Origin of the sequence: Rhizobium sp. SG741 (assembly GCF_012275435.1) — a bacterium.
In the GTDB taxonomy this organism is placed as follows: domain Bacteria; phylum Pseudomonadota; class Alphaproteobacteria; order Rhizobiales; family Rhizobiaceae; genus Rhizobium; species Rhizobium lusitanum.
The window spans coordinates 442202-465958 of the sequence record NZ_JAAZQP010000002.1 but is presented as its reverse complement, the minus strand read 5'-3'; the positions used below and the strand labels follow the sequence as shown (position 1 = coordinate 465958).

General features: G+C 60.4%; 20 protein-coding genes. 13 read left to right on the top strand and 7 right to left on the bottom strand.

The features are described 5' to 3' along the window. Positions 1-25: 25 nt before the first annotated feature. Complete coding sequence (locus tag FHT29_RS07520; RefSeq protein ID WP_168599484.1) at positions 26-1072, bottom strand: NAD(P)-dependent alcohol dehydrogenase; 1047 nt, start codon at positions 1070-1072, stop codon at positions 26-28. 257 nt (positions 1073-1329) lie between these two features. Between FHT29_RS07520 and FHT29_RS07515 the strand changes: the two genes are divergently transcribed. After that, positions 1330-1470, top strand: a complete 141-nt coding sequence (locus FHT29_RS07515; RefSeq protein WP_167669539.1) for a hypothetical protein — start codon at positions 1330-1332, stop codon at positions 1468-1470. Between the two features lie 29 nt (positions 1471-1499). Here FHT29_RS07515 and FHT29_RS07510 read toward each other — a convergent pair whose 3' ends face one another. Beyond that, entirely contained in the window at positions 1500-2963 is a 1464-nt protein-coding gene (locus FHT29_RS07510; protein WP_168597318.1) for a DHA2 family efflux MFS transporter permease subunit, read from the bottom strand. A gap of 417 nt (positions 2964-3380) precedes the next feature. On the opposite strand from FHT29_RS07510, the gene FHT29_RS07505 reads away from it, so the two are divergent. Then, the gene (locus FHT29_RS07505; protein ID WP_168599483.1) at positions 3381-4175 is read left to right on the top strand and encodes a FadR/GntR family transcriptional regulator; all 795 of its coding nucleotides are present in this window, start codon (positions 3381-3383) and stop codon (positions 4173-4175) included. A gap of 70 nt (positions 4176-4245) precedes the next feature. Here FHT29_RS07505 and FHT29_RS07500 read toward each other — a convergent pair whose 3' ends face one another. Beyond that, on the bottom strand, positions 4246-5742 hold the full coding sequence (locus FHT29_RS07500; protein ID WP_168599482.1) for an MDR family MFS transporter: 1497 nt from the start codon (positions 5740-5742) through the stop codon (positions 4246-4248). A 324-nt stretch (positions 5743-6066) separates the two neighbouring features. Here FHT29_RS07500 and FHT29_RS07495 point away from each other — a divergent pair, with 324 nt between their 5' ends. From FHT29_RS07495 to FHT29_RS07445, 11 genes are all read left to right on the top strand, one after another. Further along, on the top strand, positions 6067-7200 hold the full coding sequence (locus FHT29_RS07495; RefSeq protein WP_168599481.1) for an ROK family transcriptional regulator: 1134 nt from the start codon (positions 6067-6069) through the stop codon (positions 7198-7200). 7 nt (positions 7201-7207) lie between these two features. Continuing rightward, positions 7208-8650 carry a M81 family metallopeptidase gene (locus tag FHT29_RS07490; RefSeq protein WP_168599480.1) on the top strand — a complete coding sequence of 481 codons (1443 nt, stop codon included), beginning with the start codon at positions 7208-7210 and terminating at the stop codon, positions 8648-8650. A gap of 191 nt (positions 8651-8841) precedes the next feature. Continuing rightward, positions 8842-9579 carry a FadR/GntR family transcriptional regulator gene (locus tag FHT29_RS07485; protein WP_037192424.1) on the top strand — a complete coding sequence of 246 codons (738 nt, stop codon included), beginning with the start codon at positions 8842-8844 and terminating at the stop codon, positions 9577-9579. A 94-nt stretch (positions 9580-9673) separates the two neighbouring features. After that, the gene (locus tag FHT29_RS07480; RefSeq protein ID WP_047638450.1) at positions 9674-11182 is read left to right on the top strand and encodes an ABC transporter substrate-binding protein; all 1509 of its coding nucleotides are present in this window, start codon (positions 9674-9676) and stop codon (positions 11180-11182) included. A gap of 73 nt (positions 11183-11255) precedes the next feature. Beyond that, positions 11256-12203: an ABC transporter permease gene (locus FHT29_RS07475; protein ID WP_037193196.1), complete on the top strand. Its 948-nt coding sequence runs from the start codon at positions 11256-11258 to the stop codon at positions 12201-12203. Next, positions 12200-13078, top strand: coding sequence for an ABC transporter permease (locus FHT29_RS07470; protein WP_168599479.1), 879 nt, complete (start codon positions 12200-12202; stop codon positions 13076-13078). Before FHT29_RS07475 ends, FHT29_RS07470 begins: the two co-directional genes overlap by 4 nt. Before the next feature lie 22 nt (positions 13079-13100). Next, positions 13101-14888, top strand: coding sequence for a gamma-glutamyltransferase family protein (locus FHT29_RS07465; RefSeq protein WP_168599478.1), 1788 nt, complete (start codon positions 13101-13103; stop codon positions 14886-14888). A 5-nt stretch (positions 14889-14893) separates the two neighbouring features. Continuing rightward, a complete protein-coding gene (locus FHT29_RS07460) occupies positions 14894-15652 on the top strand; it encodes a DUF1028 domain-containing protein (RefSeq protein WP_168599477.1) in 759 nt (252 codons plus the stop codon). A gap of 52 nt (positions 15653-15704) precedes the next feature. After that, entirely contained in the window at positions 15705-17555 is a 1851-nt protein-coding gene (locus tag FHT29_RS07455; RefSeq protein WP_168599476.1) for an ABC transporter ATP-binding protein, read from the top strand. Positions 17556-17634: 79 nt separating this feature from the next. After that, positions 17635-18186 (top strand): glutathione peroxidase, encoded by a 552-nt coding sequence (locus tag FHT29_RS07450; protein ID WP_037192437.1) that lies wholly within the window; start codon positions 17635-17637, stop codon positions 18184-18186. Positions 18187-18373: 187 nt separating this feature from the next. Continuing rightward, entirely contained in the window at positions 18374-19435 is a 1062-nt protein-coding gene (locus FHT29_RS07445; protein WP_037192440.1) for a class I SAM-dependent methyltransferase, read from the top strand. A 46-nt stretch (positions 19436-19481) separates the two neighbouring features. Here the strand turns inward: FHT29_RS07445 and FHT29_RS07440 are convergent, their stop codons facing one another. From FHT29_RS07440 to FHT29_RS07425, 4 genes are all read right to left on the bottom strand, one after another. After that, positions 19482-20567 carry an ATP-binding cassette domain-containing protein gene (locus FHT29_RS07440; RefSeq protein WP_168599475.1) on the bottom strand — a complete coding sequence of 362 codons (1086 nt, stop codon included), beginning with the start codon at positions 20565-20567 and terminating at the stop codon, positions 19482-19484. A gap of 3 nt (positions 20568-20570) precedes the next feature. Next, complete coding sequence (locus FHT29_RS07435) at positions 20571-21479, bottom strand: carbohydrate ABC transporter permease (RefSeq protein WP_113108893.1); 909 nt, start codon at positions 21477-21479, stop codon at positions 20571-20573. Continuing rightward, entirely contained in the window at positions 21479-22417 is a 939-nt protein-coding gene (locus FHT29_RS07430) for a sugar ABC transporter permease (protein ID WP_080760458.1), read from the bottom strand. Before FHT29_RS07430 ends, FHT29_RS07435 begins: the two co-directional genes overlap by 1 nt. 72 nt (positions 22418-22489) lie before the next feature. Then, the gene (locus FHT29_RS07425; protein ID WP_080760457.1) at positions 22490-23737 is read right to left on the bottom strand and encodes an ABC transporter substrate-binding protein; all 1248 of its coding nucleotides are present in this window, start codon (positions 23735-23737) and stop codon (positions 22490-22492) included. Positions 23738-23757 lie beyond the last annotated feature (20 nt).

Here is a 23757-nt window from a genome sequence, read left to right as displayed (position 1 = left end):
GCAAGGCGACGAGGTAAACAGACGCTTACTGATCCAGGATGATCTGCAGCTTGACATCCGTTGGTCTGGCCTCGACGGCACGATCGAACGCCTCGATGGAGTCTTCAAAGGCGAATGTCTCCGAGATCAGCGGCTTCAGATCGACACGGCCGGACGCGATCAGTGCGATGGAGCGCTCATATTGATGCGCATAGCGGAAGACCGTTTCGATACGGATTTCCTTGGTCGATGCCGTCGAAACATCGAAACCGACCGGATCGACCGGCAGGCCGACGGCGACGATCACGCCGCCCGGGCGCGGCAGCGCCATGACTGTTTCCCAGGCCTTCTGCGAACCGGAGCACTCGAAGACGACGTCGGCGCCCCAACCATCCGTAAGTCGGCTGATTTCCTCGACCAGATTGTTTTCGCGAATATTGACAGGGATGACGCCCTGATATTGGGCGGCGATGTCGAGCTTCGGCTGGGCGAGATCGGCAACGATCGCCCGTGCGCAGCCGCCGGCAAGAGCCGCGATCGCGACCATCGTGCCGATCGGGCCGGCGCCGAGGATGACGGCGGTGTCACCGGGGGTAATTCTCGCCTTGGTCGCCGCCTGCATGCCGACCGCAAAGGGTTCGACCATCGCGCCCTCGGCAAAGCTGACATTATCAGGCAGTTTGAAGGTATAATTGGCCGGATGCACGACAAAGGGCGTCAACACGCCATGGACGGGCGGCGTTGCCCAGAAGATGACGGCGGGATCGACATTGTACATGCCGAGACGGCTCGCTTTGGAATTGGGATCGGGGATCCCCGGCTCCATGCAGACGCGGTCGCCGATCTTCAGATGCGTCACGCCAGCACCGACTTCGACGACAGTGCCGGCGGCTTCATGGCCAAGCACCATCGGCTCGTTGACGACGAAGGGGCCAATCTTGCCGTGCGTGTAATAGTGGACGTCGGATCCGCAGACGCCGACCGTATGGATCTTGATCTTGACTTGACCCGGCCCGACCTCCTGCGGAAGGTCTATATCGCGGATTGCCAGTTCATGCTGGCGTTCCAGCACCAAAGCGCGCATCTTACTCATCGCATTTTTCCTCTTTTCGAAGCAAACGGCGCCTGCTTGCGCAAGGCCCAAACTCTTGTTCTTCCAGCGTCCAACCGGTGTCGCGAAACGAGCTTGCGCCAATGCCGGAGAAGACGCGTTGTGCTGGTGCCCAATAGAATGGCGGTATACTACCCCATTATATTAGAATGAACTTATTATTTAACGCCCTATTGCCAATATTGACTGGAGTTCCATTTCTTGCCTTTGTAATGATTGAGGAAAAGGAGGGGCTCATTATGGCAGTATATGATTGGACCGGTCAGCGCGCCCGCCGGATGAAAATGTTGCGTGCAGCAAGCTTTGCAATGCTTCTTATCATCCTGATGGCGATACCCGCGGTGCTGTTGCATTATAATCTCATTCAGTATCCCCATTGAGCAGCACATGTCGTTCATAGCGGAGATTTTCAAGCCGCCTTTTTCGCGCCCGCCTTCTGCTTGCGCGCAACGTTGTCGCCGGCCCTGCGGTCGAGCGGCAGGCAATCCAGCACGGCAAAGAGAGCGATGATGCCGAGCAACACGAAGGCGAGGCGGAATTCGATGGCGACGATGCCGCCTACGCCAAGCGGTGCACTGACAGCCTGACCGATGCGAATGCCGATGGCACCGACAGCGATGCCCATGCCCATGGTCAGCTGAAAGACGGTGCTGAACAGCGTGTTGGCGCCTGTCATCTTCTGCGGCGGAATGTCGGCGAAGGCAATCGTATTCAATGCCGTGAAATGCATCGAGCGGCACATGCCTCCGATGAACAGCACCGGTACGACGAGCCAGACCGGCGTATCGGGCGAAAACAACGCACAGGCTGCAATGAAGGCGGCATTCAGGATGCCGTTGACGATCAATACCGGTTTAAAGCCGAAACGCCGCAAAATCGGCGTCGTCCCCGGCTTCATCGCCAGGTTGCCGGCAAAGACCGCCAAGGTCAGCATGCCGGCATGAAAGGCGCTGAGCCCGAAGCCGACCTGGAACATCAGCGGCAACAGAAACGGCACCGCACCGATAGCGGTACGAAACAGTGATCCGCCGGAGATCGTGACCGCGAAGGTCGGCAGCTTCAGCCCTGAGAGATCGATGAGCGGATGCTCCGTCCTCAGAAAATGAAACACGGCTACGGTGAGCAGAACCAGCCCCGCGACCACATAGGCCGAGGCTTCCAGCCATATGAGATCGGGACGGCCGACCAGCTCCAGCCCGTACATCAGGCTTGCTAGACCGATGCTGCTGACGACGAAGCCGATCCAGTCGAAAGGCGGCCGCGCAGCATTCTTGGTTTCCGGAATGAGAATGAGCGCGAAGGCAAACGCCAATATGCCGAGCGGCAAGTTAAGAAAGAAGATCCAGCGCCAGTTCGCATGGTCGGTGATGAAGCCGCCGAGTGGCGGTCCAAGAACGGGCGCCACCAGCGCCGGCCAGGTGATCGTCGCAATCGCCGAGATCAGCTTGTCCTTCGGGGTATTGTTCAAAACCACGAGCCGGCCCACCGGCACCATCATCGCGCCGCCGATCCCCTGCAGGATGCGCATAGCGACGAAGGAGCCGACACCGTTGGCAAAACCGCACAAAACGGAAGCGAGCGTGAAGACGACGACGGCCGTGGTGAATACCAGTCGCGCGCCGAAACGGTCGCTGATCCAGCCGCTGATGGGGATGAAGACGCCGAGCGTCAGAAGATAGGCACTCATGCCTATATTGAGATCCACCGGTCGGGCGCCAAAGGAAACGGCCATCTGCGGCAGCGCGGTTGCAATGACCGTACCATCCAGGTTTTCCATGAAGAAAGCACCGGCCACGAGCAACGCAATCGAGACCGACCGTGAGCCTGCCGCCTGCATTTCCTTCTCCCGCCCATGCGTGGACATGTCGTTCATCAACCAGTTACTCCGAATCCGCCTCGCATCCCCCTTTATTTAATCGGTTCGGCATCGTTTCCGATAGATCGAAATCGTCCCATCATTCGATTGGTCAATCACGTTTCGCTTAGTGGGTGGCGCAGAATTTGATTGCCGTGCTGCCACCTTCCGCCATGCGGCTGGGCCGGAAATCATGACGATCCGCCAATGCGCCTTGGTGAACGGACCGGTCAATCCGGTGCCAGTAGGCATTTGCGCACAAGACATGGTAGGGTTTTTTATCGGAAATGCCGCGCCAAGAACGACAGGATCGATATCAAAACAATATGAAACAGCCTCGAACAAGCCGAGACATCAGCATAGAGCCCGCAAAACATATCATCGGCTGAAGATTAGCTTCGCAATCGCGTATCAAAGGAATGAGAGCTCCGCATAATGAAACATGGCCTTGATGCAAAGACCACTGCGGCAACACCGGAGGCGAAACTGATCGTAACGCAGTCACCATTCGATGCCTTTGTGCGAAAATACGGTACGATCCCCCGTCGCGGCGTCTTCGGCTATTTCGTCCACGAGCTTGGTCGCCGCATCGTCGGTGGAAGTTACCCGGTAGGCGCCACGCTGCCGAACGAGCCCGATCTGGTGGAACAATTCGGCATCAGCCGCACCGTCATTCGCGAAGCGATGAAATGCCTTGCCGGCAAGGGGCTGGTGGAGATCAAGACCCGCGTCGGCACCCGCGTCAAGGAGCGCTCCAACTGGCATCACCTCGATACCGACGTCATGGTCTGGTACTACGAGACCGGACCTTCGGTGGAAATCATGCGCTCCATCAAGGATTTGCGGCTGGCGCTGGAGCCGGAGGCTACCGCGCGTGCCGCCACACGCCGCACGGACGAAGACGTCACGGCAATCAGTTCCGCTTACGAGGAAATGGTTTCCACCATCGGCGACATCAATACCAATGCCGACGCCGATCTGCGCTTCCATACCGCGATCTTCGCCGCCACGCACAACATGATCTATTCACAGCTGATCGACCTGATTGCGGTTGGGATCTACGCCAATCGCACGCTTTCCGACCATGATGAAGTGGCGGAGGGTCAGAAGCGTTCCCTGCCCTACCACAAGGCCATCCTCGACGCGATCGTCGCCCGCGATCCCGACGCCGCGATCAAGGCATCACGGAGCCTGTTGGAGTCCTGGCGCATCAGCCATTACGATTTCTGACGCAGCACGTCGCAAGCGTCACGATGAATGCCGGCGGAGGGAAGCGTGGCCCGTTGCCGGTCGCGCTCCGTCAATGCGTCATCGCATCCTGGGCATCCGCCTTGGGCACCGATCGGCGGCCGGCATCATGGGCGACGGGAATGAGCCAGACGGTTGCGAACGTCGTGATGGCGACGATGACGACTCCCCAGAAACTCCAGTGAAGCGCGGCGTCGAAAACGTTCCTGATCGCCGGATCGCCGACAAGATCGGAAAGGCCGGTCGGCTGGTTCAGAATATCGTGAAGCCTCCTTGCCAGTTCGCCGCTGCCGAAATGAGCGATACCGACATTCATGATCGCGCCGAGCGCCGTGGCGCCAAGCGTGTTGCCGAGGCTGCGCGAGAAGATGATCGAGGCCGTGGCACTGCCGCGCATAGACCATTCGACGCTTTCCTGCACGAGCACGACGCTGGTGAGACTGATGAGGCCCATGCCGAAGCCCATCAGAAACGAGCCTACGCCGGCGATGATCGGGCTGCTTTCCGGGGTCAGGAACAAAAGAAACAGCGCACCGAACGGAAACATGAAGCTTCCGGCACGCAAGGTCCGGCGGATGCCGAACATGCGAAAGAACCGGCTCGCAAGCATGACCGCCAGCGGCCAGCCGACGATCAGCATGGTCAAGGTGAATCCGGCTTCGAGCGGTGATCGGCCGAGAACACCCTGAACGTAGATCGGCAGAACCGTCGTCAGGCCGATCAAGGCCATGCCGGCAAGCAGGGTTGCCGCATTACTGGTCGCCACCAGCCGCCGGCTCCACAGCGCGATCGAGATGATCGGCTCAGGCGCCCGCCGCTCCTGCCATATGAACAGGACGCCGCTGACCACAAAGACGATCGCTAGCAAACCAAGGACGGCAAAACCGGAACCGGTTTCCGTCAGAATGACCAGCAGCGATACGATCGATATCGAAAACAGGATCGTCCCGAGATAGTCGATCTTCGCCTCGCGCGGGGTGATGCGCTCATGCAGGAAGCATACGAAGCCGGCGATGGACAGGACGCCTAACGGCAGGTTGATCCAGAAAATCCATGCCCAGGAGAGATGATCGACGATGATGCCACCGGCAAGCGGACCGATGACCGCCGAAACAGCCCAGACGCTGGCAAGGGCACCCTGCACCTTGGCACGCTCTTCCAGCTTGTAGAGATCGCCGACAACCGTCATCGTCACAGGCTGAATGGCGCCGGCGCCAAGCCCTTGAAGCAGCCGGAACGCGATCAGCGAGGCCATCGACCAGGCAAAACCCGCAAGCGTAGATCCCACGAGAAAGATCAGGATGCCAACGATAAGCATGGGCTTGCGGCCGAACATATCGGAAAGCTTGCCATAGATAACCGTCGTGGTGGACTGCGCCAGGAGAAAAGCGGAGAAGACCCAGCTGTAATAGGTGAAGCCGCCGAGCTGGCCGACGATGCGCGGCATGGCGGTCGCGACAATCGTCGCTTCCACTGCGACCATGAAGGTCGCAAGCATGATCGAGACGATGACCAACGGACGTCTCGAACGATCGACCGTGCTGGACATGGTATTCCTTTCTGACTGCCGCGCCCGATGTCGAATACGCACAGGCCGTCGAGGCGACCATGATCGAGCGTTTCATTTTTGGAATCGACGCCGGAAGACGAGGCGACTGGGGGGATTTTTGCCTAGATTGCTATGATAAGCATTGCATACTGATACAGGTCGATGTCAACTGTTTAAACGCAACTGCAGATCGCGCAGATTGACTGGAATCCGTCTGTTGTCACGTCCGCAAATAAGCCCTCAGCTAAATTTATTTCCGTTGATTTGTTCATTTTATGAACTTATTGTCGGAAAAACACGCTGAAATCCAGGCGGAACGTCGAATTGCTTACTTCTTCCCAGCAACAGCTTCTGCGCGTGATCAGTCAATCCGGACCACTGAGTCGAACAGATCTTGCGACATCCATGGGTCTTAGCAAGGCCGCCATGAGCGGAATTGCCCGCGATCTGATCTCCCTTGGCGTCCTGCACGAAACGGAGACGATCTACGGCCAGGGCCGCCCCTCGATCCTGCTCGATCTGCATCCCGAAGGCGCCTTCTTCGTCGGCATTTCGTTGCTCGAAGACCCGGCAGCGATGGTGCTTAGCGATTTCAACGGCAGTATCGTCGCGCGCCAGACCATGCCGCGGTCGCGCGATCCGGATGTTATCACCGAGTTGATAGCAGAGACGCTGCCGAAGCTGTTGGCAGAACGCGAGGATGCTGTCCGCAAGCTTTACGGCATCGGCATCGCCCTCTCAGGCTTTGTCGACGAGAAGCAGGCAAACTGCGTTCAATCAACGCTGCTTGGCTGGAAGGATGTGCCGCTTGCGGGCATCGTCAGGCAGAAGACCGGTATCGACACCTTCATCGAAAACGACGCCAAGGCGGTCGCCGTCAGCGAGAAGCTGTTCGGCAGCACACGCGACGTCCAGAATTTCAGCGTCGTCTCTTTCGACGACGGCATCGGCTGCGCCCATTTCGTCGGCGGCAAGCTTTATCGCGGCAATCATGGCGGCGCCGGCGAGATTGCCCATTGCACCATCGAACCCAATGGCTCGCCCTGCCGGTGCGGCAAGCGCGGCTGCCTCGATACCGTCGCCTCGATGAAGGCAATCAAGGAAATGGCGAAAGCGGAAGGCCTTGCCTGCAGTTCCCTTGACGATCTGGAAAACGAGGCCTCGCTCGGCAACGCGGCCGCCATCCGCATCCTGCATCGGGCCGGAAATGCACTCGGTCTGGCCATTGCCCATCTGATCCAGTTCAACGATCCCGGCATGATCCTGATCACCCATGTCGAGGGATGCTTCGATGGTCTCTTCGGCACTGTCATGCGGCAGGCGGCCGAGGCGAACGTGTTGCCGCGCTATGCCGGCCAGACGCCGATCCGCACCCAGCGCGTCGATGGCGATGTCTGGGCTCGTGGAGCCGCCAGCATTGCCGCCCACAATTTCCTGATTGGTCCCACCCCGAATTGAGGTTCCCATGCGCATTGCCGTCGGAGGCATTCACATCGAGTGCAGCACCTATAATCCCGTATTGAACGAAGAAAGGGATTTTCGCGTTCTGCGTGGCGAGGAGCTGACGGCCGCGCCCTATTTCGCTTTCCTTAGGGATTACGACGGCGAATTCCTGCCGACCATCCATGCCAGGGCAATCGCCGGCGGTCCTGTCGCCCGCCATACATACGAGGCCTTCAAGGCGGAGTTTCTGGAACGTCTCAAACCATTGCTGCCGCTCGACGGGCTCTATCTTGCCATGCATGGCGCCATGTATGTCGAAGGCATGGAAGATGCCGAAGGCGACTGGATCAGCGCGGCACGTGCCGTCGTCGGCGACGATTGCATGGTCTCGGCCAGCTATGACCTGCACGGCAACGTCACCCAGCGCATCATCGATGCGCTCGACATGTATTCCACCTATCGCACCGCGCCGCATATTGATGTCGAAGAGACCATGCGTCGCGCCGTGAAGATGCTGACGGAGAGCCTGAAGACCGGCGTGAAGCCGATCCTGCTTTGGGCACCGATCCCTGTGGTACTGCCGGGCGAACGCACCAGCACGGTCGATGAGCCGGCCAAGAGCCTCTACGATCTACTGCCCGAGATAGACGCCATCGATGGCGTCTGGGATGCCTCGCTGATGGTCGGCTATGTCTGGGCCGACGAACCGCGGGCCACCGCCGCGGCCATCATGACCGGCACGGATCGCCAAGTTCTTGAGCGCGAAGCGAAGCGCCTGGCTCAGGCCTGTTGGGATGTGCGTGAGGACTTCGTTTTCGGTTGCGAGACCGGAACGATCGGGGAATGCGTCGCCAAGGCGATTGCCAGCGAGACCGTGCCCGTGGTGCTTGCCGAATCCGGCGATAATCCCACAGGCGGCGGCGTCGGCGACCGCGCTGATGTGCTTGCTGAACTTATCGCCAATAACGCAAAGGGCGTCATTTTCGCCGGCATTGCCGACAAAGCTGCCACGGAAGCCTGCTATGTGGCAGGCGTCGGCGCCACCCTCGATCTTTCGGTCGGCGCATCGCTCGACACGAAGGGCAGCAAGCCCGTGAAAGGCAGCTTCACCGTTAAATTCCTACTTGAGACCGCAGACCCGATCGACGCCCAGGCGGTTGTTTCCATCGGCGGTATCGACCTAGTGCTGTCGGCAAAGCGCCGGCCCTATCACAACCTCTCCGATTTCACGCGCCTCGGCCTCGATCCGCACAAGGCCAGGATCATCGTCGTGAAGTCCGGCTATCTCTCGCCGGAACTGGCGCCGATCGCCAATCCGAACCTGATGGCGCTTTCGCCGGGGGTCGTTGATCAGTTCGTCGAACGCCTGCCGCGGCTGCGCAAGCAGAAGCCAACCTATCCCTTCGACAAGGATTTCGATTTCACGCCCGAGACGGTAGTCTCGGCGCGAGCTATCAGTCGCTGAGCTCCAAAGCCGGCAGCGGTAGGTCGGGCAAAACTCTTCCGGAATAGCACGCGGGCGGCACCGTTTTACGGTCCGCTTTTGTGCGTCACGCACAAACATTGTGCATTGCATAAATTGCACAAAAAAGAGCTTGACGGCAGGGTTGCGTTGAACTTCTATTGAACCAATTCGAAATTGGTTCACTCCCCACTATGGCAATCAGCAGCCTTCCGGAGAATTCGATCTACGCCCTGGAAAAGCTCAGAGGGCTTTTGAATTCGGCCGATCTGCCGGCAGACGGGAAGTTGCCGACGGAACGGGTTCTGTCGGAGACATTGGGCGTCAGCCGTCGTGCCATCCGGCGAGCGTTGGAGGTGCTGGAGGCCGAAGGCCGCGTCTGGCGGCGCCAGGGCTCGGGAACCTATGCGGGGCAGCGCCCGGACGGCTGGAGCGAGCATGTCAGTTCGCTTGTCGCCCGCACGGATCTCATGGAGGTCATGGAGGTTCGTCTGCGCATCGAGCCGCAGCTGGCCCAGCTGGCGGCCATGCGCGCCAAGCCCGATGACATCGATCGCATGTATGAGCTGACCAAGAAAATCACCGCCAGCGACGATGCCGACAGTCGCGAGCTCTGGGATGGCGCGCTGCACCGGCTGATCGCCGAGAGTGCCGGCAATCAGTTCTTTCTGACCATCTTCGACGTCATCAACCATGTCCGCCAGGACGAGGCATGGCAAACCATTCGCGAATTGGCCCGCAGCATCAACAAGACGCGCCCGATCTCCTATGCGCAGCACATGGCGATCATCGATGCGATTGCGGCGCGCGACCCGATGAAGGCCGCCGAAGCCATGCGTAAGCACCTTCTGATGCTTCAGGAAAGCCTGATCCGCATCACCTCGCTCGATGCGCGACAAGCACAGGAACCACTGACCGAAGAGGTAGGCTGACCAAAAGCTCTGCCCGCACCAGACAACGACCGGAGAGGAAACCGGTCGAGACTGCAAAAAAACGAAAATCATAATTCATAATCAGGAGAACAAGATGAAGATCGCCAAATTCCTGACATCGCTTGCCGCCGGCGCATTGATCGCGCTGCCGGCTTTCGCTGTCGAGCTGAAGATCGGCCTGCAGGACGATGCCGACGTGCTGGATCCGGCCCAATCGCGCACATTCGTCGGCCGCATCGTCTATACCGCGCTCTGCGACAAGCTGGTCGACGTGACGCCGGATCTGCAGTTCGTGCCGCAGCTCGCCACATCCTGGAAATGGTCTGCTGATGGCAAGCAGCTGATCATGGAACTGCGTCAAGGCGTAAAATTCCAGGACGAGACGCCGTTCAACGCGCAAGCGGTGGTCGATAACATCCAGCGCTACCAAACGATGCCGGAATCGCGCCGCAAGAGCGAGCTCTCCTCCGTCGCCAAGGTCGAGGCATCGGGCGAATACGAAGTCACCTTTACCCTGAAAGCGCCCGATGTCACTCTGCTTGCCCAGCTCTCCGACCGCTCCGGCATGATGGTCTCGCCGACCGCGGCAAAGGCGACCGGCGCCAAATTCGGCGATCATCCCGTTTGCTCCGGTCCGTTCAAATTCGTCGAGCGTGTGCAGCAAGACCGCATCGTACTCGAAAAATTCCAGGACTACTGGAACAAGAACACCATCTTCATCGACAAGGTGACCTATCTGCCGATCCCCGACACGACGGTTCGCCTCGCAAACCTACGCTCCGGCGATCTCGACATGATCGAGCGCGTCGCCGCATCCGATGTCGGCACGGTGAAGGGTGATCCCAATCTCGTTTATGCCGATGCAATCGGCACGGGGTGGCTCGGCGTCTATGCCAATGTCGGAAATGGTGCGCGCGCAGACAATCCGCTGGGCAAGGATAAGCGCCTGCGCCAGGCCTTCTCGCTGGCGATCGACCGCGAAGCCGCCATGCAGATCGTCTTCGACGGCACCGGGCTTGCCGGCAATCAGCCCTTTGCACCGAACAGCCCCTGGTACGATAAGGACATTCCGGTTCCTGCCCGCGACATCGACAAGGCCAAGGCATTGGTCAAGGCCGCCGGTTTCGATCGCATCCCCGTCGAACTCGCCGTCGCCAACAATCCGGTCTCGATGCAAATGATGCAAATCATTCAGTCGATGGTTGCCGAAGCCGGTTTCGACGTAACCTTGAAAACCACCGAATTCGCAACGCTGCTTGATGCGCAGTCGAGCGGCAACTACCAGCTAAGCCGCTCCGACTGGTCCGGCCGCTCCGATCCAGACGGCAATATCCAGCAATTCGTGACGACCGGTGCCGGACTCAACGATTCAAAGTACAGCAATCCGGAAGTCGACAAGCTGTTGCTCGAGGCACGCCAGTCGCAGGACACTGCGGTGCGCAAGCAAAAATACGATGCGGCAGAAGCCATCCTCAACGAGGATCTGCCGATCATCTTTCTCGGTCATCAGGCCTGGATCTGGGCCTACAACAAGAAAGTGACCGGCTTCGCGCCCGCCCCGGACGGGATGATCCGGCTCGCCGGTGTGAAGAAGAGCAACTGAGCCAAAAACGCCATGCGGGCGCTCTCCCCGCATGGCATTTCCGGCATTCGATATGCGCGGCGAGGATCTGCCCATGTATAGCTATATCGGAAAGAGGTTGCTCGTCGCCATACCGACGCTGCTGATCATTTCGATCTTCGTCTTCTCCCTGCAGAAGCTCCTTCCGGGCGATCCGGTGCTGGCCATGGCAGGCGAGGAGCGCGATCCGCAGGTTCTTGAGCTGCTTCGCGAAAAATACCGGCTGAATGACCCGGTCATCTACCAATATGGCTATTGGCTGCAGGGCGTCGCGAAGGGCGATCTCGGCGTTTCGCTGCGCACCAATCAGCCGGTCTTGACGCTCATCGCGGAAAAGCTGCCGGTCACCATCCAGCTCGCCGTCATGTCGATGATCTTCGCCTTCGCCATCGGCATTCCCATGGGCATCCTCGCAGCGGTGAAGAAGAATACGCTTATCGATTTTCTCGCCAATATCGTCGCCCTCTGCGGCTTGTCCGTGCCGAATTTCTGGCTCGGGATCATGCTGATCCTGCTGATTTCGGTGAAGCTTCACTGGCTGCCCGCCTCCGGATACCAGCCGTTCTTCGAGGACCCCTGGCGCTCGATCCAGACCATGCTGATGCCCGCCTTCGTGCTCGGCAATGCGCTCGCGGCCACGCTGATGCGGCACACCCGCTCTTCGATGCTGAGCGTGCTCAGCGCCGACTATATCCGCACGGCCCGCGCGAAAGGTCTTTCCGAAGCCGCCGTCGTTTTGCAGCACACCTTCCGCAACGCCATATTGCCCATCGTCACCGTCAGCGCGCTGCTATTCGGCGAGCTGCTGGCCGGCGCGGTTTTGACCGAGCAGATCTTCACCATCCCCGGCTTCGGCAAGCTGATCGTCGATGCCGTCTTCAACCGGGATTACGCGGTGGTCCAGGGAGTCGTGCTTTGCACGGCTATCGGCTTCATCGCCATGAACCTCATCGCCGACATTCTCTATGTCCTCCTCAACCCGCGCATGAGGGCAGCGCTATGAGTACGATCGTACAGATGGCCGTAGCCGCGCCCTCGGCCAAGCGCGCTCCCAACCGCGCCTGGCGCAAGTTGAAGGCCAATAAGGGAGCATTGGTCGGGCTCGCCATCATCCTCTTCTTTGCCGTGCTCGCCGCGCTGGCGCCGATCCTGCCGATCGCCGATCCCATTGCCACCAGCTGGTCGGCGATCCGCAAGGCGCCATCAACAGCCCATTGGTTCGGCACCGACGATATCGGCCGGGACATTCTGTCCCGCATGATCTGGGGCGCGCAGGCATCGTTGATGGCAGGCATCTTTTCTGTCGCCATTGCGGTCGCCATCGGCGTGCCCTTCGGCCTGATCTCCGGCTATTACGGCGGCTGGATCGACCAGATCATCTCGCGCATCACCGAAGCCTTTCTGGCCATGCCGTTCCTGATCACGGCCATTGCTCTTGCCGCCTTTCTCGGGCCGAGCCTCACCAATGCGATGATCGCGATCGGCCTTTCGGCAACGCCTGTCTTCGTACGGCTAACACGCGGTCAGGTGCTCGCGGTCAAGACGGAGGAATATGTCGAAGGCGCCCGCTCGATCGGCCTGCGCCACTTCAGCATCATCACCCGCTATATCCTGCCGAACGTCTTTGCGCCCATCCTGGTGCAGGCAACACTCACCATCGCGACCGCCATCATCGCCGAGGCCAGCCTCTCCTTCCTCGGGCTCGGCCAGCAACCGCCGGCTCCGAGCTGGGGCTCGATGCTCAACGTCGCCAAGAATTATCTGGAACAGGCGCCCTGGATGGCCATGTGGCCGGGGGCCGCCATCTTTCTCGTCGTGATCGGCTTCAATCTCCTCGGCGACGGCCTGCGCGACGCGCTCGACCCGCGCGAAGCATGAATAAACTGAAAGGATGCCCCCAATGACCGCATTCACCACGCGCCCCGAGATCCTCGGCACTTTCGGCGTCGTTACGTCAACGCACTGGATCGCCTCGGCCGTCGGCATGAGCATTCTCGAAAAGGGCGGCAACGCCTTCGACGCCGCCGCAGCGACCGGCTTCGTGCTGCAGATCGTCGAGCCGCATCTTTGCGGACCGGGCGGCGATATGCCGGCCATCCTCTATTCGAAGAAAAAGGACAAGGTCGAGGTCATCTGCGCCCAGGGACCGGCGCCGGCCGGAGCGACGATCGAGCACTATACGAGCGAGGGGTTGAAGCTGATCCCTGGCGATGGCCTGCTCGCCACCGTCATCCCCGGCTCCTTCGACGGCTGGATGCTGATGCTGCGCGACTATGGCAGGCTTACGGTCCGCGATGTTCTCGAGCCGGCAATCCGCTATGCCGAGAACGGCCACCCCATCCTGCCCCGCGTCTCCGCCACTATTGCGGGGCTCGCCGATTTCTATCGCAAGGAATGGCCAACTTCCCATGAGACCTGGCTTCCCGGAGGCTCCGCCCCGGAACCTTGGTCCAACTTCAAAAACCCGGTTCTTGCCGAAACCTGGAAGCGGGTCGTCGCGGAGGCGGAGGTGAAGAGCGGCCGCGAAGCGCAGATCGAGGCGGCACGCGATGCCTTTTATCGCGGCTTCATCGCGGAGGCGATCGACAGCTATGTCGGCAAGGCCGAAGTGATGGATGCGAGCGGCCAGCGCCACAAGGGCGTGCTGACGGCCGACGATATGGCCAACTGGTACGCCACCGTCGAGGAGCCGCAGACCTACGACTATCATGGCTGGACCGTCGCCAAGATCGGCCCGTGGGGCCAGGGGCCGGTCTTCCTGCAGACTTTGTCGCTGCTCAAGGGTTTCGACCTCGCTGGCATGGATCCGGCCGGCGCGGACTTCGTCCACACGATCACGGAGGCCATGAAACTCGCCTTTGCCGATCGCGAGGTCTATTACGGCGATCCCAATTTCACGACCGTACCGCTCGATACCCTGCTATCGGACGCCTATGCCGATGAGCGCCGCAAGCTCATTTCCCCGGAGGCCTCGCTTGCGTTGCGCCCTGGCAAGCTGCCGGGCTTCGAAGACCAATACGATCTCACCATGAACATGCTCGACGCCCCGGAAGCCAAGGGCGGCGCGGTCTACGAGCCCACCATGTCGCACCTGACCGAAAAGCGCGGCGATACCGTGCATATCGACGTGATCGACCGTGAGGGCAACATGGTCTCCGTCACCCCTTCCGGTGGCTGGCTGCAGTCCTCGCCGATCATTCCCGGTCTCGGCTTCTGCCTGAATTCGCGTGCGCAAATGTTCTGGCTGAAGCCGGGCCTGCCCTCTTCGCTTGCTCCGGGCAAGCGGCCGCGCACGACGCTGACGCCGACGCTTGCGCTGCACGAGGGCCGGCCGACGCTCGCCTTCGGCACGCCGGGCGGCGATCAGCAGGAGCAATGGCAGCTTTCCTTCTTCCTGCGCTATGTTCACCACGGGCTGAACCTGCAGGAAGCGATCGACAAACCGCTGTTCCACAGCACGCATTTTCCGAGCTCCTTCTATCCGCGCACCCGCGAGCCCGGCGGCCTGACGGCGGAGGCCAACTTCAATACCGAAGTGCTCGATGCCCTCCGCAGGAAGGGCCATCAGCTGACCGTCGCACCCGAATGGACCGTGGGGCGGCTTACCGCAGCACGGCGGGATAAAGATGGCCTCTTGCGCGCTGCAGCAACACCGCGTTTGATGCAAGCCTATGCCATTGGGAGATAGAGCCGATGACCTGGTCGATCGTTGCCCGTGAGCCGGAAACCGGCCATCTCGCCATTGCCGTCGCCACACGCTTTTTCGCCGTCGGCAGCATCGTGCCGCATCTTCGCGGCGGCATCGGCGCCGTCGCGACGCAGGCCTTCGCAAGCCCGCTCTACGGCATCGACGGACTTGCGATGCTCGCCGCCGGTCATACACCGACCGAGATTCTGCAAGCGCTGAGTGCCCGCGACGAAGGCCGCGAGCAACGCCAGTTCCATCTGATCGACAGCAAGGGCAACAACGCCGCCTTCACCGGCGCCAAGTGCATCGACTGGGCAGGCCATCTTGTCGATGACAATGTCTCGGTTGCCGGCAATATGCTGGCGGGACCGCAGGTGATTGCCGAGACGCTTGCGACCTTTAAGAAAACGACAGGAAAGCCGCTCGCCGAGCGGCTGCTCGAAGCCATGCGCGCCGGCGAGAATGCCGGTGGCGACAAGCGCGGCAAGCAATCGGCCGCGCTCGTGATTTACCGCGATCAGGATTATGCCTGGCTGAACATCCGCGTCGACGACAGCGCCGACCCGCTCACCGAACTCGAACGGCTCTATGCCGTCGCGCAGGAGCGCTATCTGCACGTCGCCGAAACCATGCCGACACGGCAGAACCCGAGCGGGATGACCGACCGCCGCGAGATCGACGAGAGGATTGCTGCTCTTGAAGCCGCAAGGATCGCCGAGGGTCGTCCTTCGGCCTCCTTCGCCACCGCGCCGGTACCATCATGAACAGCGTCGATTGATGCCCGGCCAGTGCGCAAGATCATAAAAAGGGGACGCCATGACAACCGTTACAACGCAGCAAACCAAACCGGAAGCACAGTCTGTTCTCTCGGTCTCCAATCTGACGACCTCGTTTCTCGTCGATGGCGAATGGCGTCAGGTGGTCAAGAACATCTCCTTCGACGTCATGCCGGGAGAAACGGTTGCGATTGTCGGCGAAAGCGGCTCCGGCAAGAGCGTCACCTCGCTTTCGATCATGCGCCTGCTTGCCAGGGGCAGCAGCCGTATCGAAGGTTCCGTCAGGCTCAACGGCCGCGATATCCTTACTCTTCCGGAAGGGGAGATGCGCAGGGTCAGAGGCAAGGACATCGCCATGATCTTTCAGGAGCCGATGACCAGCCTCAACCCGATCTTCACCATCGGCCGGCAGATTTCCGAAGCGCTGACCTGCCACGGCGATATCTCCAAGGCAGAAGCCAGGGCAGAGACGATCCGCCTGCTGGAGAAGGTGCGCATCCCCAACGCAACCTCGCGCTTTGACGAATATCCTCATCAGTTTTCCGGCGGCATGCGCCAGCGCGTGATGATCGCCATGGCGCTCGCCAGCCGCCCGAAACTATTGATCGCCGACGAGCCGACGACGGCTCTCGACGTCACCATTCAGGGGCAGATCCTCGACCTCATCAAGGTGCTGCAGGAGGAGGAAGGCATGTCCGTTCTCTTCATCACCCACGACATGGGTGTCGTTGCCGAGATTTCCGACCGCACCATCGTCATGTATCGCGGCGAGGCGGTGGAAACCGGCAAGACCGACGACATCTTCCATCGCGGCCAGCATCCCTATACCCGCGCGCTGTTGTCGGCCGTGCCGCGGCTCGGCTCGATGAAGGATCAGGCCCAGCCGCTACGTTTCCCCATCGTCGATATCAGCACCGGCGAGCGCAGCGAACCCACGGCGCTTGCCAACACCGTCGATCGCGGCAAGACGCCGGTTCTCGAGGTCAAGAACCTCGTCACCCGGTTCGATCTTCGCGGTGGGCTGCTGGGGCGCCCGACCGGCGCCATCCACGCAGTTGAAAACGTCTCCTTCGATCTTGCCCAAGGAGAAACACTGTCACTGGTGGGAGAATCCGGTTGCGGCAAGTCGACGACCGGGCGCTCCATCATGCGCCTCATCAATCCCAAATCCGGTGACGTTCGTCTCGACGGCTATGACGTGATGAAGCTCGGCGCGCTCGATCTGCGCCGCATGCGCCGCAGCATCCAGATGATTTTCCAGGACCCCTTCGCCAGCCTCAACCCGCGCATGACGATCGGAGCGGCGGTCGCCGAACCCTTCATCGAGCATCGTCTCGGTTCACGCGCGGAAGCCCGCGAAAAGGCCGCCGATCTTCTGGAGCGCGTCGGCCTCAAGGCTGATATGATGGGCCGTTACCCCCACGAATTCTCGGGCGGCCAGCGCCAGCGCATCTGTATCGCCCGCGCACTCGCCCTCGATCCGAAGGTGATCGTTGCCGACGAAAGTGTCTCGGCGCTCGACGTGTCGATCAAGGCGCAGGTCTGCAATCTGCTGATGGACCTGCAACAGAGCCTCAATCTATCCTATCTTTTCATCTCGCATGATATGGCCGTGGTCGAGCGCGTCAGCCATCGCGTTGCGGTGATGTATCTCGGCGAAATCGTCGAGATCGGCCCGCGTGCCTCGGTGTTCGAAAACCCGCAGCATCCCTATACGAGGAAGCTGATAGCGGCAGTGCCCGTGCCGGATCCGTCGCGTCGCGGCATCAAGCGCAATCTGGGCGTCGACGAATTGAAGAGCCCGGTGCGGCCGGTCGGATACATCACGCCGACGCGACACTACCGTGAAGTGTCGAACGGCCATCTGGTCCGGATGGAGGAGGCCGCCTGAGCAGGATTTTGACCTTGACGGCCGTCAAATCCAGGCAAATATCGGCATCCTATTTTCCATCTCACTTGGAGTGAACGAAATGACCGACAACGTGCTCGATATTCCGGTAAAGAAGATCGACGGCAGCGATACGACGCTCGCCGATTATCGCGGTAAGGTCATCATGGTCGTCAACGTCGCCTCCAAATGCGGGCTGACGGTGCAATATGAGGGGCTGGAAAAGCTTTACGAGGACAAGCGCGACGAAGGCTTCGTCATTGCAGGCTTCCCGGCCAATGATTTCAAGGGCCAGGAACCCGGCACGAACGAGGACATTCTGAGCTTCTGCACGCTGACCTATGACGTGCAGTTCCCGATGTTTTCCAAGATCGCTGTCACGGGCGAAGAGCGGCATCCGCTCTACGACGGCTTGATCGCCTCCGGCGTCGAAACGACCGGCGACGGCCCGATGCGCGAACGCCTGGCGAAACACGGCCTTGAGACCGGCCAGGACGGCGGCATCGTCTGGAACTTCGAAAAGTTCCTGATAGGCCGCGACGGCAAGGTCGCCGCCCGCTTTGCACCTGATGTTACGGCCGACGATCCGCGCTTGCTCTCCGTTTTGGAAAAGGAGCTGGCGCGCGCCGGCTGAGGCAGCTCGGCACCTCGCGCATTTCCAAAATAAGGCATTACCTCAATAGGTTGCGCCTTTTCCAAGGCTGCAGCACGAGGCCTGCTCAGCCGTATGACGTAATTGCCTCCCCTCCCGCCCGAGAGTATGTTTCAGCTTCCGTATATATCTGGACGGAACGCTGCATCAATTCTGATGGGAGGATGTCATGCGCGAACCTGATATGCAGAAACTCGATGCCCTAGTCGGACGCCTGGTCGGCGATCTCGGCGCGGCAGTCTCGGGTGTGTTGGTAACACTCGGAGATCATCTCGGCCTGTTCAAGGCCATGGCGGACGGAACACCGATGACTTCGGCTGAGTTAGCCGACAAAGTCGGCGTGAAAGAGCGCTATGTGCGCGAATGGCTTTCGGCTCAGGCGGCGGCCGATTATGTCAGCTATGACGACAAGACCGAGCGCTTCCACCTGACGCCAGAACAGGCGATGGTGTTTGCGGAGGAAAACAGTCCCGCCTTCTTCACCGGCGCCTTCGATGTCGTTCAATCCATGTGGCTCGACGAACCGAAGATCGCCAATGCCTTCAGGACCGGCAGCGGCCTCGGCTGGCATGAGCACAGCGCCTGCCTGTTCCGCGGCACGGAGCGTTTCTTCCGGCCGGGCTACAACAGCCATCTCGTCTCGGAATGGATACCGGCGCTGAAGGGTTTAGAGGAAAAGCTTCAAGCCGGCGCCGCCGTCGCCGATGTCGGCTGTGGCCATGGCGCCTCGACCATCCTGATGGCGGAAGCCTATCCAAACTCGACCTTCTTCGGCTTCGACTATCATCTTCCCTCCATCGAGCGAGCGAAAGCTGCGGCGAAGGAAGCGGGCGTCGACGGTCGCATCACCTTCGAACAGGCGAGTGCCAAGGACTTCCCGGCTGCCGGCTATGATCTCGTGACGATGTTCGATTGCCTGCACGACATGGGCGATCCTGTCGGCGCCGGCAAACATGTCAAGGACAGCCTTACCGACGACGGCACCTGGATGATCGTCGAGCCTTTTGCGCATGATTGCCTGAAGGACAATCTCAACCCGGTCGGCCGCGTCTTCTACGGCGCATCGACGATGATCTGCACGCCGGCCTCGCTGTCGCAGGAAGTCGGGCTGGGTTTAGGCGCGCAAGCCGGCGAGTTGAAACTGCGCAAGGTCGCTATGGATGCGGGCTATTCGCATTTCCGAAAGGCGACCGAAACGCCGTTCAATATGGTCTTCGAAGTCAAGGCATGAAAATGGCGCCGCGCGCTCCGCAGAACGCGCGGCGCCATCTGATCTTTTATAGACGCTGCCCGTCTTCGCCGAACAGCGACGCGAGCGCCGGCTGGAAATAGACCGGCTGCTCGCTTTCGAGCGCAACCTCCTCGTCGGCATCGATGCGCACCGATATGGTCTCGTTGCCGACCTGGCCCCAGATCAGATTGTCCGAGCCCATCGGCTCGACGATGCTGAAGGTCGCCGGCAGATTCGAGGCACGATCGCTGGCGGGCGCGAACTGCATCTGTTCCGGCCGCACGCCGAGCGTTGCCGTACGGCCCTCCCCGGGCGTGCCGGAAAACTGGTAGCCGTTGAGATCGATCGTGCGGCCATCGGTCAGCACGAAGGCAGGCAAGCCGTTGTTGCTCGTCACCTTCCCAGACAGGAAGTTCATGGAGGGCGAGCCGACGAAGCCCGCCACGAAGCGATTGACAGGGCGACGATAGATTTCCTTCGGCGTGGCGAACTGCTGGATGACGCCGCCGCTCATGACAGCGATACGGTCGGCCAGCGTCAGCGCCTCGATCTGGTCGTGCGTGACGTAGATCATGGTGGAGCCGAGGCCGCTATGCAGGCGCTTCAACTCGACGCGCAGTTCGGTTCGAAGCTTGGCATCGAGGTTGGACAGCGGCTCGTCAAACAGGAAGACATCGACGTCGCGCACCAGGGCGCGGCCGATGGCGACGCGCTGGCGCTGGCCGCCGGACAATTCTCCCGGCCGCCGCTTGCGCAGGGGGTCGATCTGCAGGATCTGCACGGCGCGGTCGACGCGCTTGGCAATCTCCTCCTTCGCCATGCCGGCGATGCGCAGCCCGAAGGAGAGATTTCCTTCGACCGTCATCGTCGGATAGAGCGCATAGGATTGAAACACCATGCCGATACCGCGATCCTTCGGCTCCTCCCAGGTGACGTTCTTGTCGCCGATCCAGATCTGGCCATCGCTGATATCGGTGAGGCCGGCAATGGCATTGAGCAGGGTCGACTTGCCGCAGCCGGACGGACCGAGCAGAACGATGAACTCGCCCGACCTCACCTCGAGATTGAGCGATTTCAGGACGCCGACGCTGCCGAAACCGATTGCAAGTTCGCGAATGGAAACATTGGCCATGAACTATCCCTTGACTGCGCCGGCGGTGATACCCCGCACGAACCAGCGACCCGAACCGAAATAGACGATCAACGGAACCAGGGCGGTCAGAATGGTTGCCGCCATGTTGACGTTGTAGAGTTTCTCGCCCTGGGTGGAGTTGACGATATTGTTGAGCTGCACGGTCATGGGGAAGTTTTCCCGGCCGGCGAAGACAACGCCGAACAGGAAGTCGTTCCAGATACCGGTGACCTGCAGGATCCCCGCCACCACAAGGATCGGAATGGACATGGGGATCATCAGCCGGAAGAAGATCTGCCATAGCCCCGCGCCGTCGATGCGGGCAGCCTTGAACAGCTCCATCGGCAGGCTGGAATAATAATTGCGGAACAGCAGCGTCAGAACAGGCAGGCCGAACACCGTATGGGTGATGATGATGCAGGGCAGCGTCGAATAGATGCCGACATCGCGATAGATGAGAACCAGCGGATAGATGAAGACCTGGTAGGGAATGAAGGCCCCCAGCAGGAGGATGGCGAAAAGGACATTCGAGCCCCTCACCCGCCAGAAGGAAAGCGCATAGCCGGTCAGCGACGAGATGAAGATCGACAGGATCATGCTCGGGATCAGGATCTTCACCGAGTTCCAGAAGCCGACGCTGATACCGCCGCATTCAAGGCCGGTGCAGGCCGTGCTCCACGCCTGCACCCAGGCCTCCGTCGTCCACATCAGCGGGAAGGCAAAGATATTGCCCTGCCGGATCTCCGGCATGGATTTGAACGAGGTGACGAGCATCACATAAAGCGGCAGCAGGAAGAACATTGCCGCCATGACGAGAAAGGCGTAGAGGCCGATGCGCCCGGGAGTAAAGTGCTGCGGTTTGCGCCCGGTCGGGCCCTGCATGGCGGCTGCGACGGAAGATGGCGTCGTCATCAGTTCCCCCTCGGTTTTTCACGGAAATATTCGTAGTAGAGCCAGGGCGTCACCACGATGACCACGGTGACGAACATGACGGTCGACGCCGCTGTGGCAAGGCCGATATTGCCGCGGCCGAACAGGTAATCCATGATGAATTTCCCGGGCACCTCGGTCGAAATTCCCGGGCCGCCGCCGGTGGTCGCCAGAACCAGCTCATAGACCCTGACCACGGCGATCGCCAGAAGAACGCTGGCGGTGATAATGGTCGGTCTCAGAATCGGTATGACGATGTGGAGATAGACGCGCCAGCTCGGGATGCCGTCGATGCGCGTCGCCTTCCACAGCTCGCGGTCGACGCCGCGCAATCCCGCCAGCATGATCGCCATTACGAGGCCCGTCGATTGCCATATGCCGGCAAGCACGATGACGTAGAGCGCCAGATTGCTCTGGACGATCCAGTCGAAGCGGAACCAGGTGAAGCCGATGCTGTCTGCAACCTTCTGCAGGCCGAGCGTCGGATTCATGATCCACTGCCAGACAAGGCCTGTCACGATGAAGGACATGGCGAAGGGATAGAGGAAGATCGTCCGGAATGTATTTTCGAAGCGAACTTTCTGGTCCAGCGCCACGGCAAGAAGGAAGCCGAGGATCAGGCAGCCGGCAATGAACAGAAAGCCGAAAAGCACGACATTCTGCAGCGATATCTGCCAGCGTGCGGTGTCAAACAGCCGCTCGTACTGCTTGGTGCCGACAAAGATGTTGACCGGCAGCACCTTGCTGTCTGTGAAAGATATCCAGATGTTCCAGACAACCGTCACGACATAGGCGAGAAGGACGATGACGAAAGCAGGGAAAAGGGCGATATAGGGCGAAAAACGCATCCTCCTGCGGGTGGCGCCCGTCTTTACGACGGTGACACCGACAGTGGCGGCGCTTGTTTCAGGTGTGCTCACGACGCTCCTCCTCAGCATTCATGAAAACCGGCGGCAGGCAGGCCCTGCCGCCGCATGGATGTCGACTGAAGCTTACTTCGCCTGTTCGATGACCTTGGCAAACTGATCGGCGAACTGATCGGGCGTCATGCTCGGTGTCGTCCAGTACTGGGCGACGAGGTCCTGTTCGGTCTGAACGATATCCTGTGATGTCAGCACGTCGGAGGTCAGGATCTGACGGCTCGGATCCTTGAGCGCGTTCAGACCCTTCTGAGCGCAGGCATCGAGCTTCGACGTGTCGACGTCGAGACGAACCGGTACCGAGCCCTTCTTGGAGTTGAAGGCGAGCTGGCCTTCCTTGGACATGATGACCGTTGCCAGCAGGGTCTGAGCGTCGACCGCCGCCTTGTCCTTCAGGACCGGGAAGACGAAGATGTCGCCGCCCATCATGAAGTTCGATTCGCCCGGCCCGAGGATGCAGCCGAAATCCTTGTCGGCGACGAGACCTGCATGGATGAATTCGCCCTTGGCCCAGTCGCCCATAAACTGGATGCCGGCCTTGCCGTCGATCAGCATGCCGGTCGCGACGTTCCAGTCGCGGTTCGGGCTGCCCGGATCCTGGTAGTTGCGCAGCTTGGCGAAGACCTCGGCGACATGTTTGAACTTGTCGGACTTGACCGCATCCTTATCAAGATCCTTCCAGACCTTGCCGTAGAGATCCTTGCCGCCCTCGCCGAGAAGGATGGCGTTGAACATCAACTGGAGCTGCCAGGGCTGGCCGCCAACGGCGACCGGGATCAGCCCGGCGGCCTTGATCTTGTCGAGCGCGGCAAACATTTCATCCCAGGTTTTCGGCTCCTCGGTCACGCCCGCCTTGGCGAAAACGGGCTTGGAATAGAACAGCCAGTTTTGGCCGTGGTCATTGATCGGCGCGCCATAGATATGGTCCTGGAACTGAATCGCCTGATAGAAGGCGGGCGTCAGGACGGATTTCCAATCCTGCTCCTTGGCCAGATCATCAAGCGGTCGCAGCAGACCTTGCTGGGCCAGGTCGTTCATCTGCGTGCCGGTGTTGAACTGCATGGCCGTCGGCGGGTTGCCGCCGATAATGCGGTTGATGCCGATCGGGCGAGCGGTCGAGCCGGATCCGGCAATCGCGGTATCCACCCATTCGCCGCCGGCGGCGTTGAAGGCCTTGGCCAGTTCCTTCACGGCGGCGGCTTCGCCCCCGGATGTCCACCAATGCAAGACTTCGGCTTTCTTGCCGTCGGCCAGAGCGCCGGTCACGCTTGCCGCGACCAGCGCCGTGGCGCCGACCAATGCCATCATCAATTTACGCATACGTTCCTCCTCCTTTGATA

Coding starts and splice junctions, on each gene's coding strand:
- FHT29_RS07520 (WP_168599484.1), bottom strand. CDS start 1,072: ATGAGTAAGATGCGCGCTTTGGTGCTGGAACGCCAGCATGAACTGGCA.
- FHT29_RS07515 (WP_167669539.1), top strand. CDS start 1,330: ATGGCAGTATATGATTGGACCGGTCAGCGCGCCCGCCGGATGAAAATG.
- FHT29_RS07510 (WP_168597318.1), bottom strand. CDS start 2,963: ATGAACGACATGTCCACGCATGGGCGGGAGAAGGAAATGCAGGCGGCA.
- FHT29_RS07505 (WP_168599483.1), top strand. CDS start 3,381: ATGAAACATGGCCTTGATGCAAAGACCACTGCGGCAACACCGGAGGCG.
- FHT29_RS07500 (WP_168599482.1), bottom strand. CDS start 5,742: ATGTCCAGCACGGTCGATCGTTCGAGACGTCCGTTGGTCATCGTCTCG.
- FHT29_RS07490 (WP_168599480.1), top strand. CDS start 7,208: ATGCGCATTGCCGTCGGAGGCATTCACATCGAGTGCAGCACCTATAAT.
- FHT29_RS07485 (WP_037192424.1), top strand. CDS start 8,842: ATGGCAATCAGCAGCCTTCCGGAGAATTCGATCTACGCCCTGGAAAAG.
- FHT29_RS07480 (WP_047638450.1), top strand. CDS start 9,674: ATGAAGATCGCCAAATTCCTGACATCGCTTGCCGCCGGCGCATTGATC.
- FHT29_RS07475 (WP_037193196.1), top strand. CDS start 11,256: ATGTATAGCTATATCGGAAAGAGGTTGCTCGTCGCCATACCGACGCTG.
- FHT29_RS07470 (WP_168599479.1), top strand. CDS start 12,200: ATGAGTACGATCGTACAGATGGCCGTAGCCGCGCCCTCGGCCAAGCGC.
- FHT29_RS07465 (WP_168599478.1), top strand. CDS start 13,101: ATGACCGCATTCACCACGCGCCCCGAGATCCTCGGCACTTTCGGCGTC.
- FHT29_RS07460 (WP_168599477.1), top strand. CDS start 14,894: ATGACCTGGTCGATCGTTGCCCGTGAGCCGGAAACCGGCCATCTCGCC.
- FHT29_RS07455 (WP_168599476.1), top strand. CDS start 15,705: ATGACAACCGTTACAACGCAGCAAACCAAACCGGAAGCACAGTCTGTT.
- FHT29_RS07450 (WP_037192437.1), top strand. CDS start 17,635: ATGACCGACAACGTGCTCGATATTCCGGTAAAGAAGATCGACGGCAGC.
- FHT29_RS07445 (WP_037192440.1), top strand. CDS start 18,374: ATGCGCGAACCTGATATGCAGAAACTCGATGCCCTAGTCGGACGCCTG.
- FHT29_RS07440 (WP_168599475.1), bottom strand. CDS start 20,567: ATGGCCAATGTTTCCATTCGCGAACTTGCAATCGGTTTCGGCAGCGTC.
- FHT29_RS07435 (WP_113108893.1), bottom strand. CDS start 21,479: ATGACGACGCCATCTTCCGTCGCAGCCGCCATGCAGGGCCCGACCGGG.
- FHT29_RS07425 (WP_080760457.1), bottom strand. CDS start 23,737: ATGCGTAAATTGATGATGGCATTGGTCGGCGCCACGGCGCTGGTCGCG.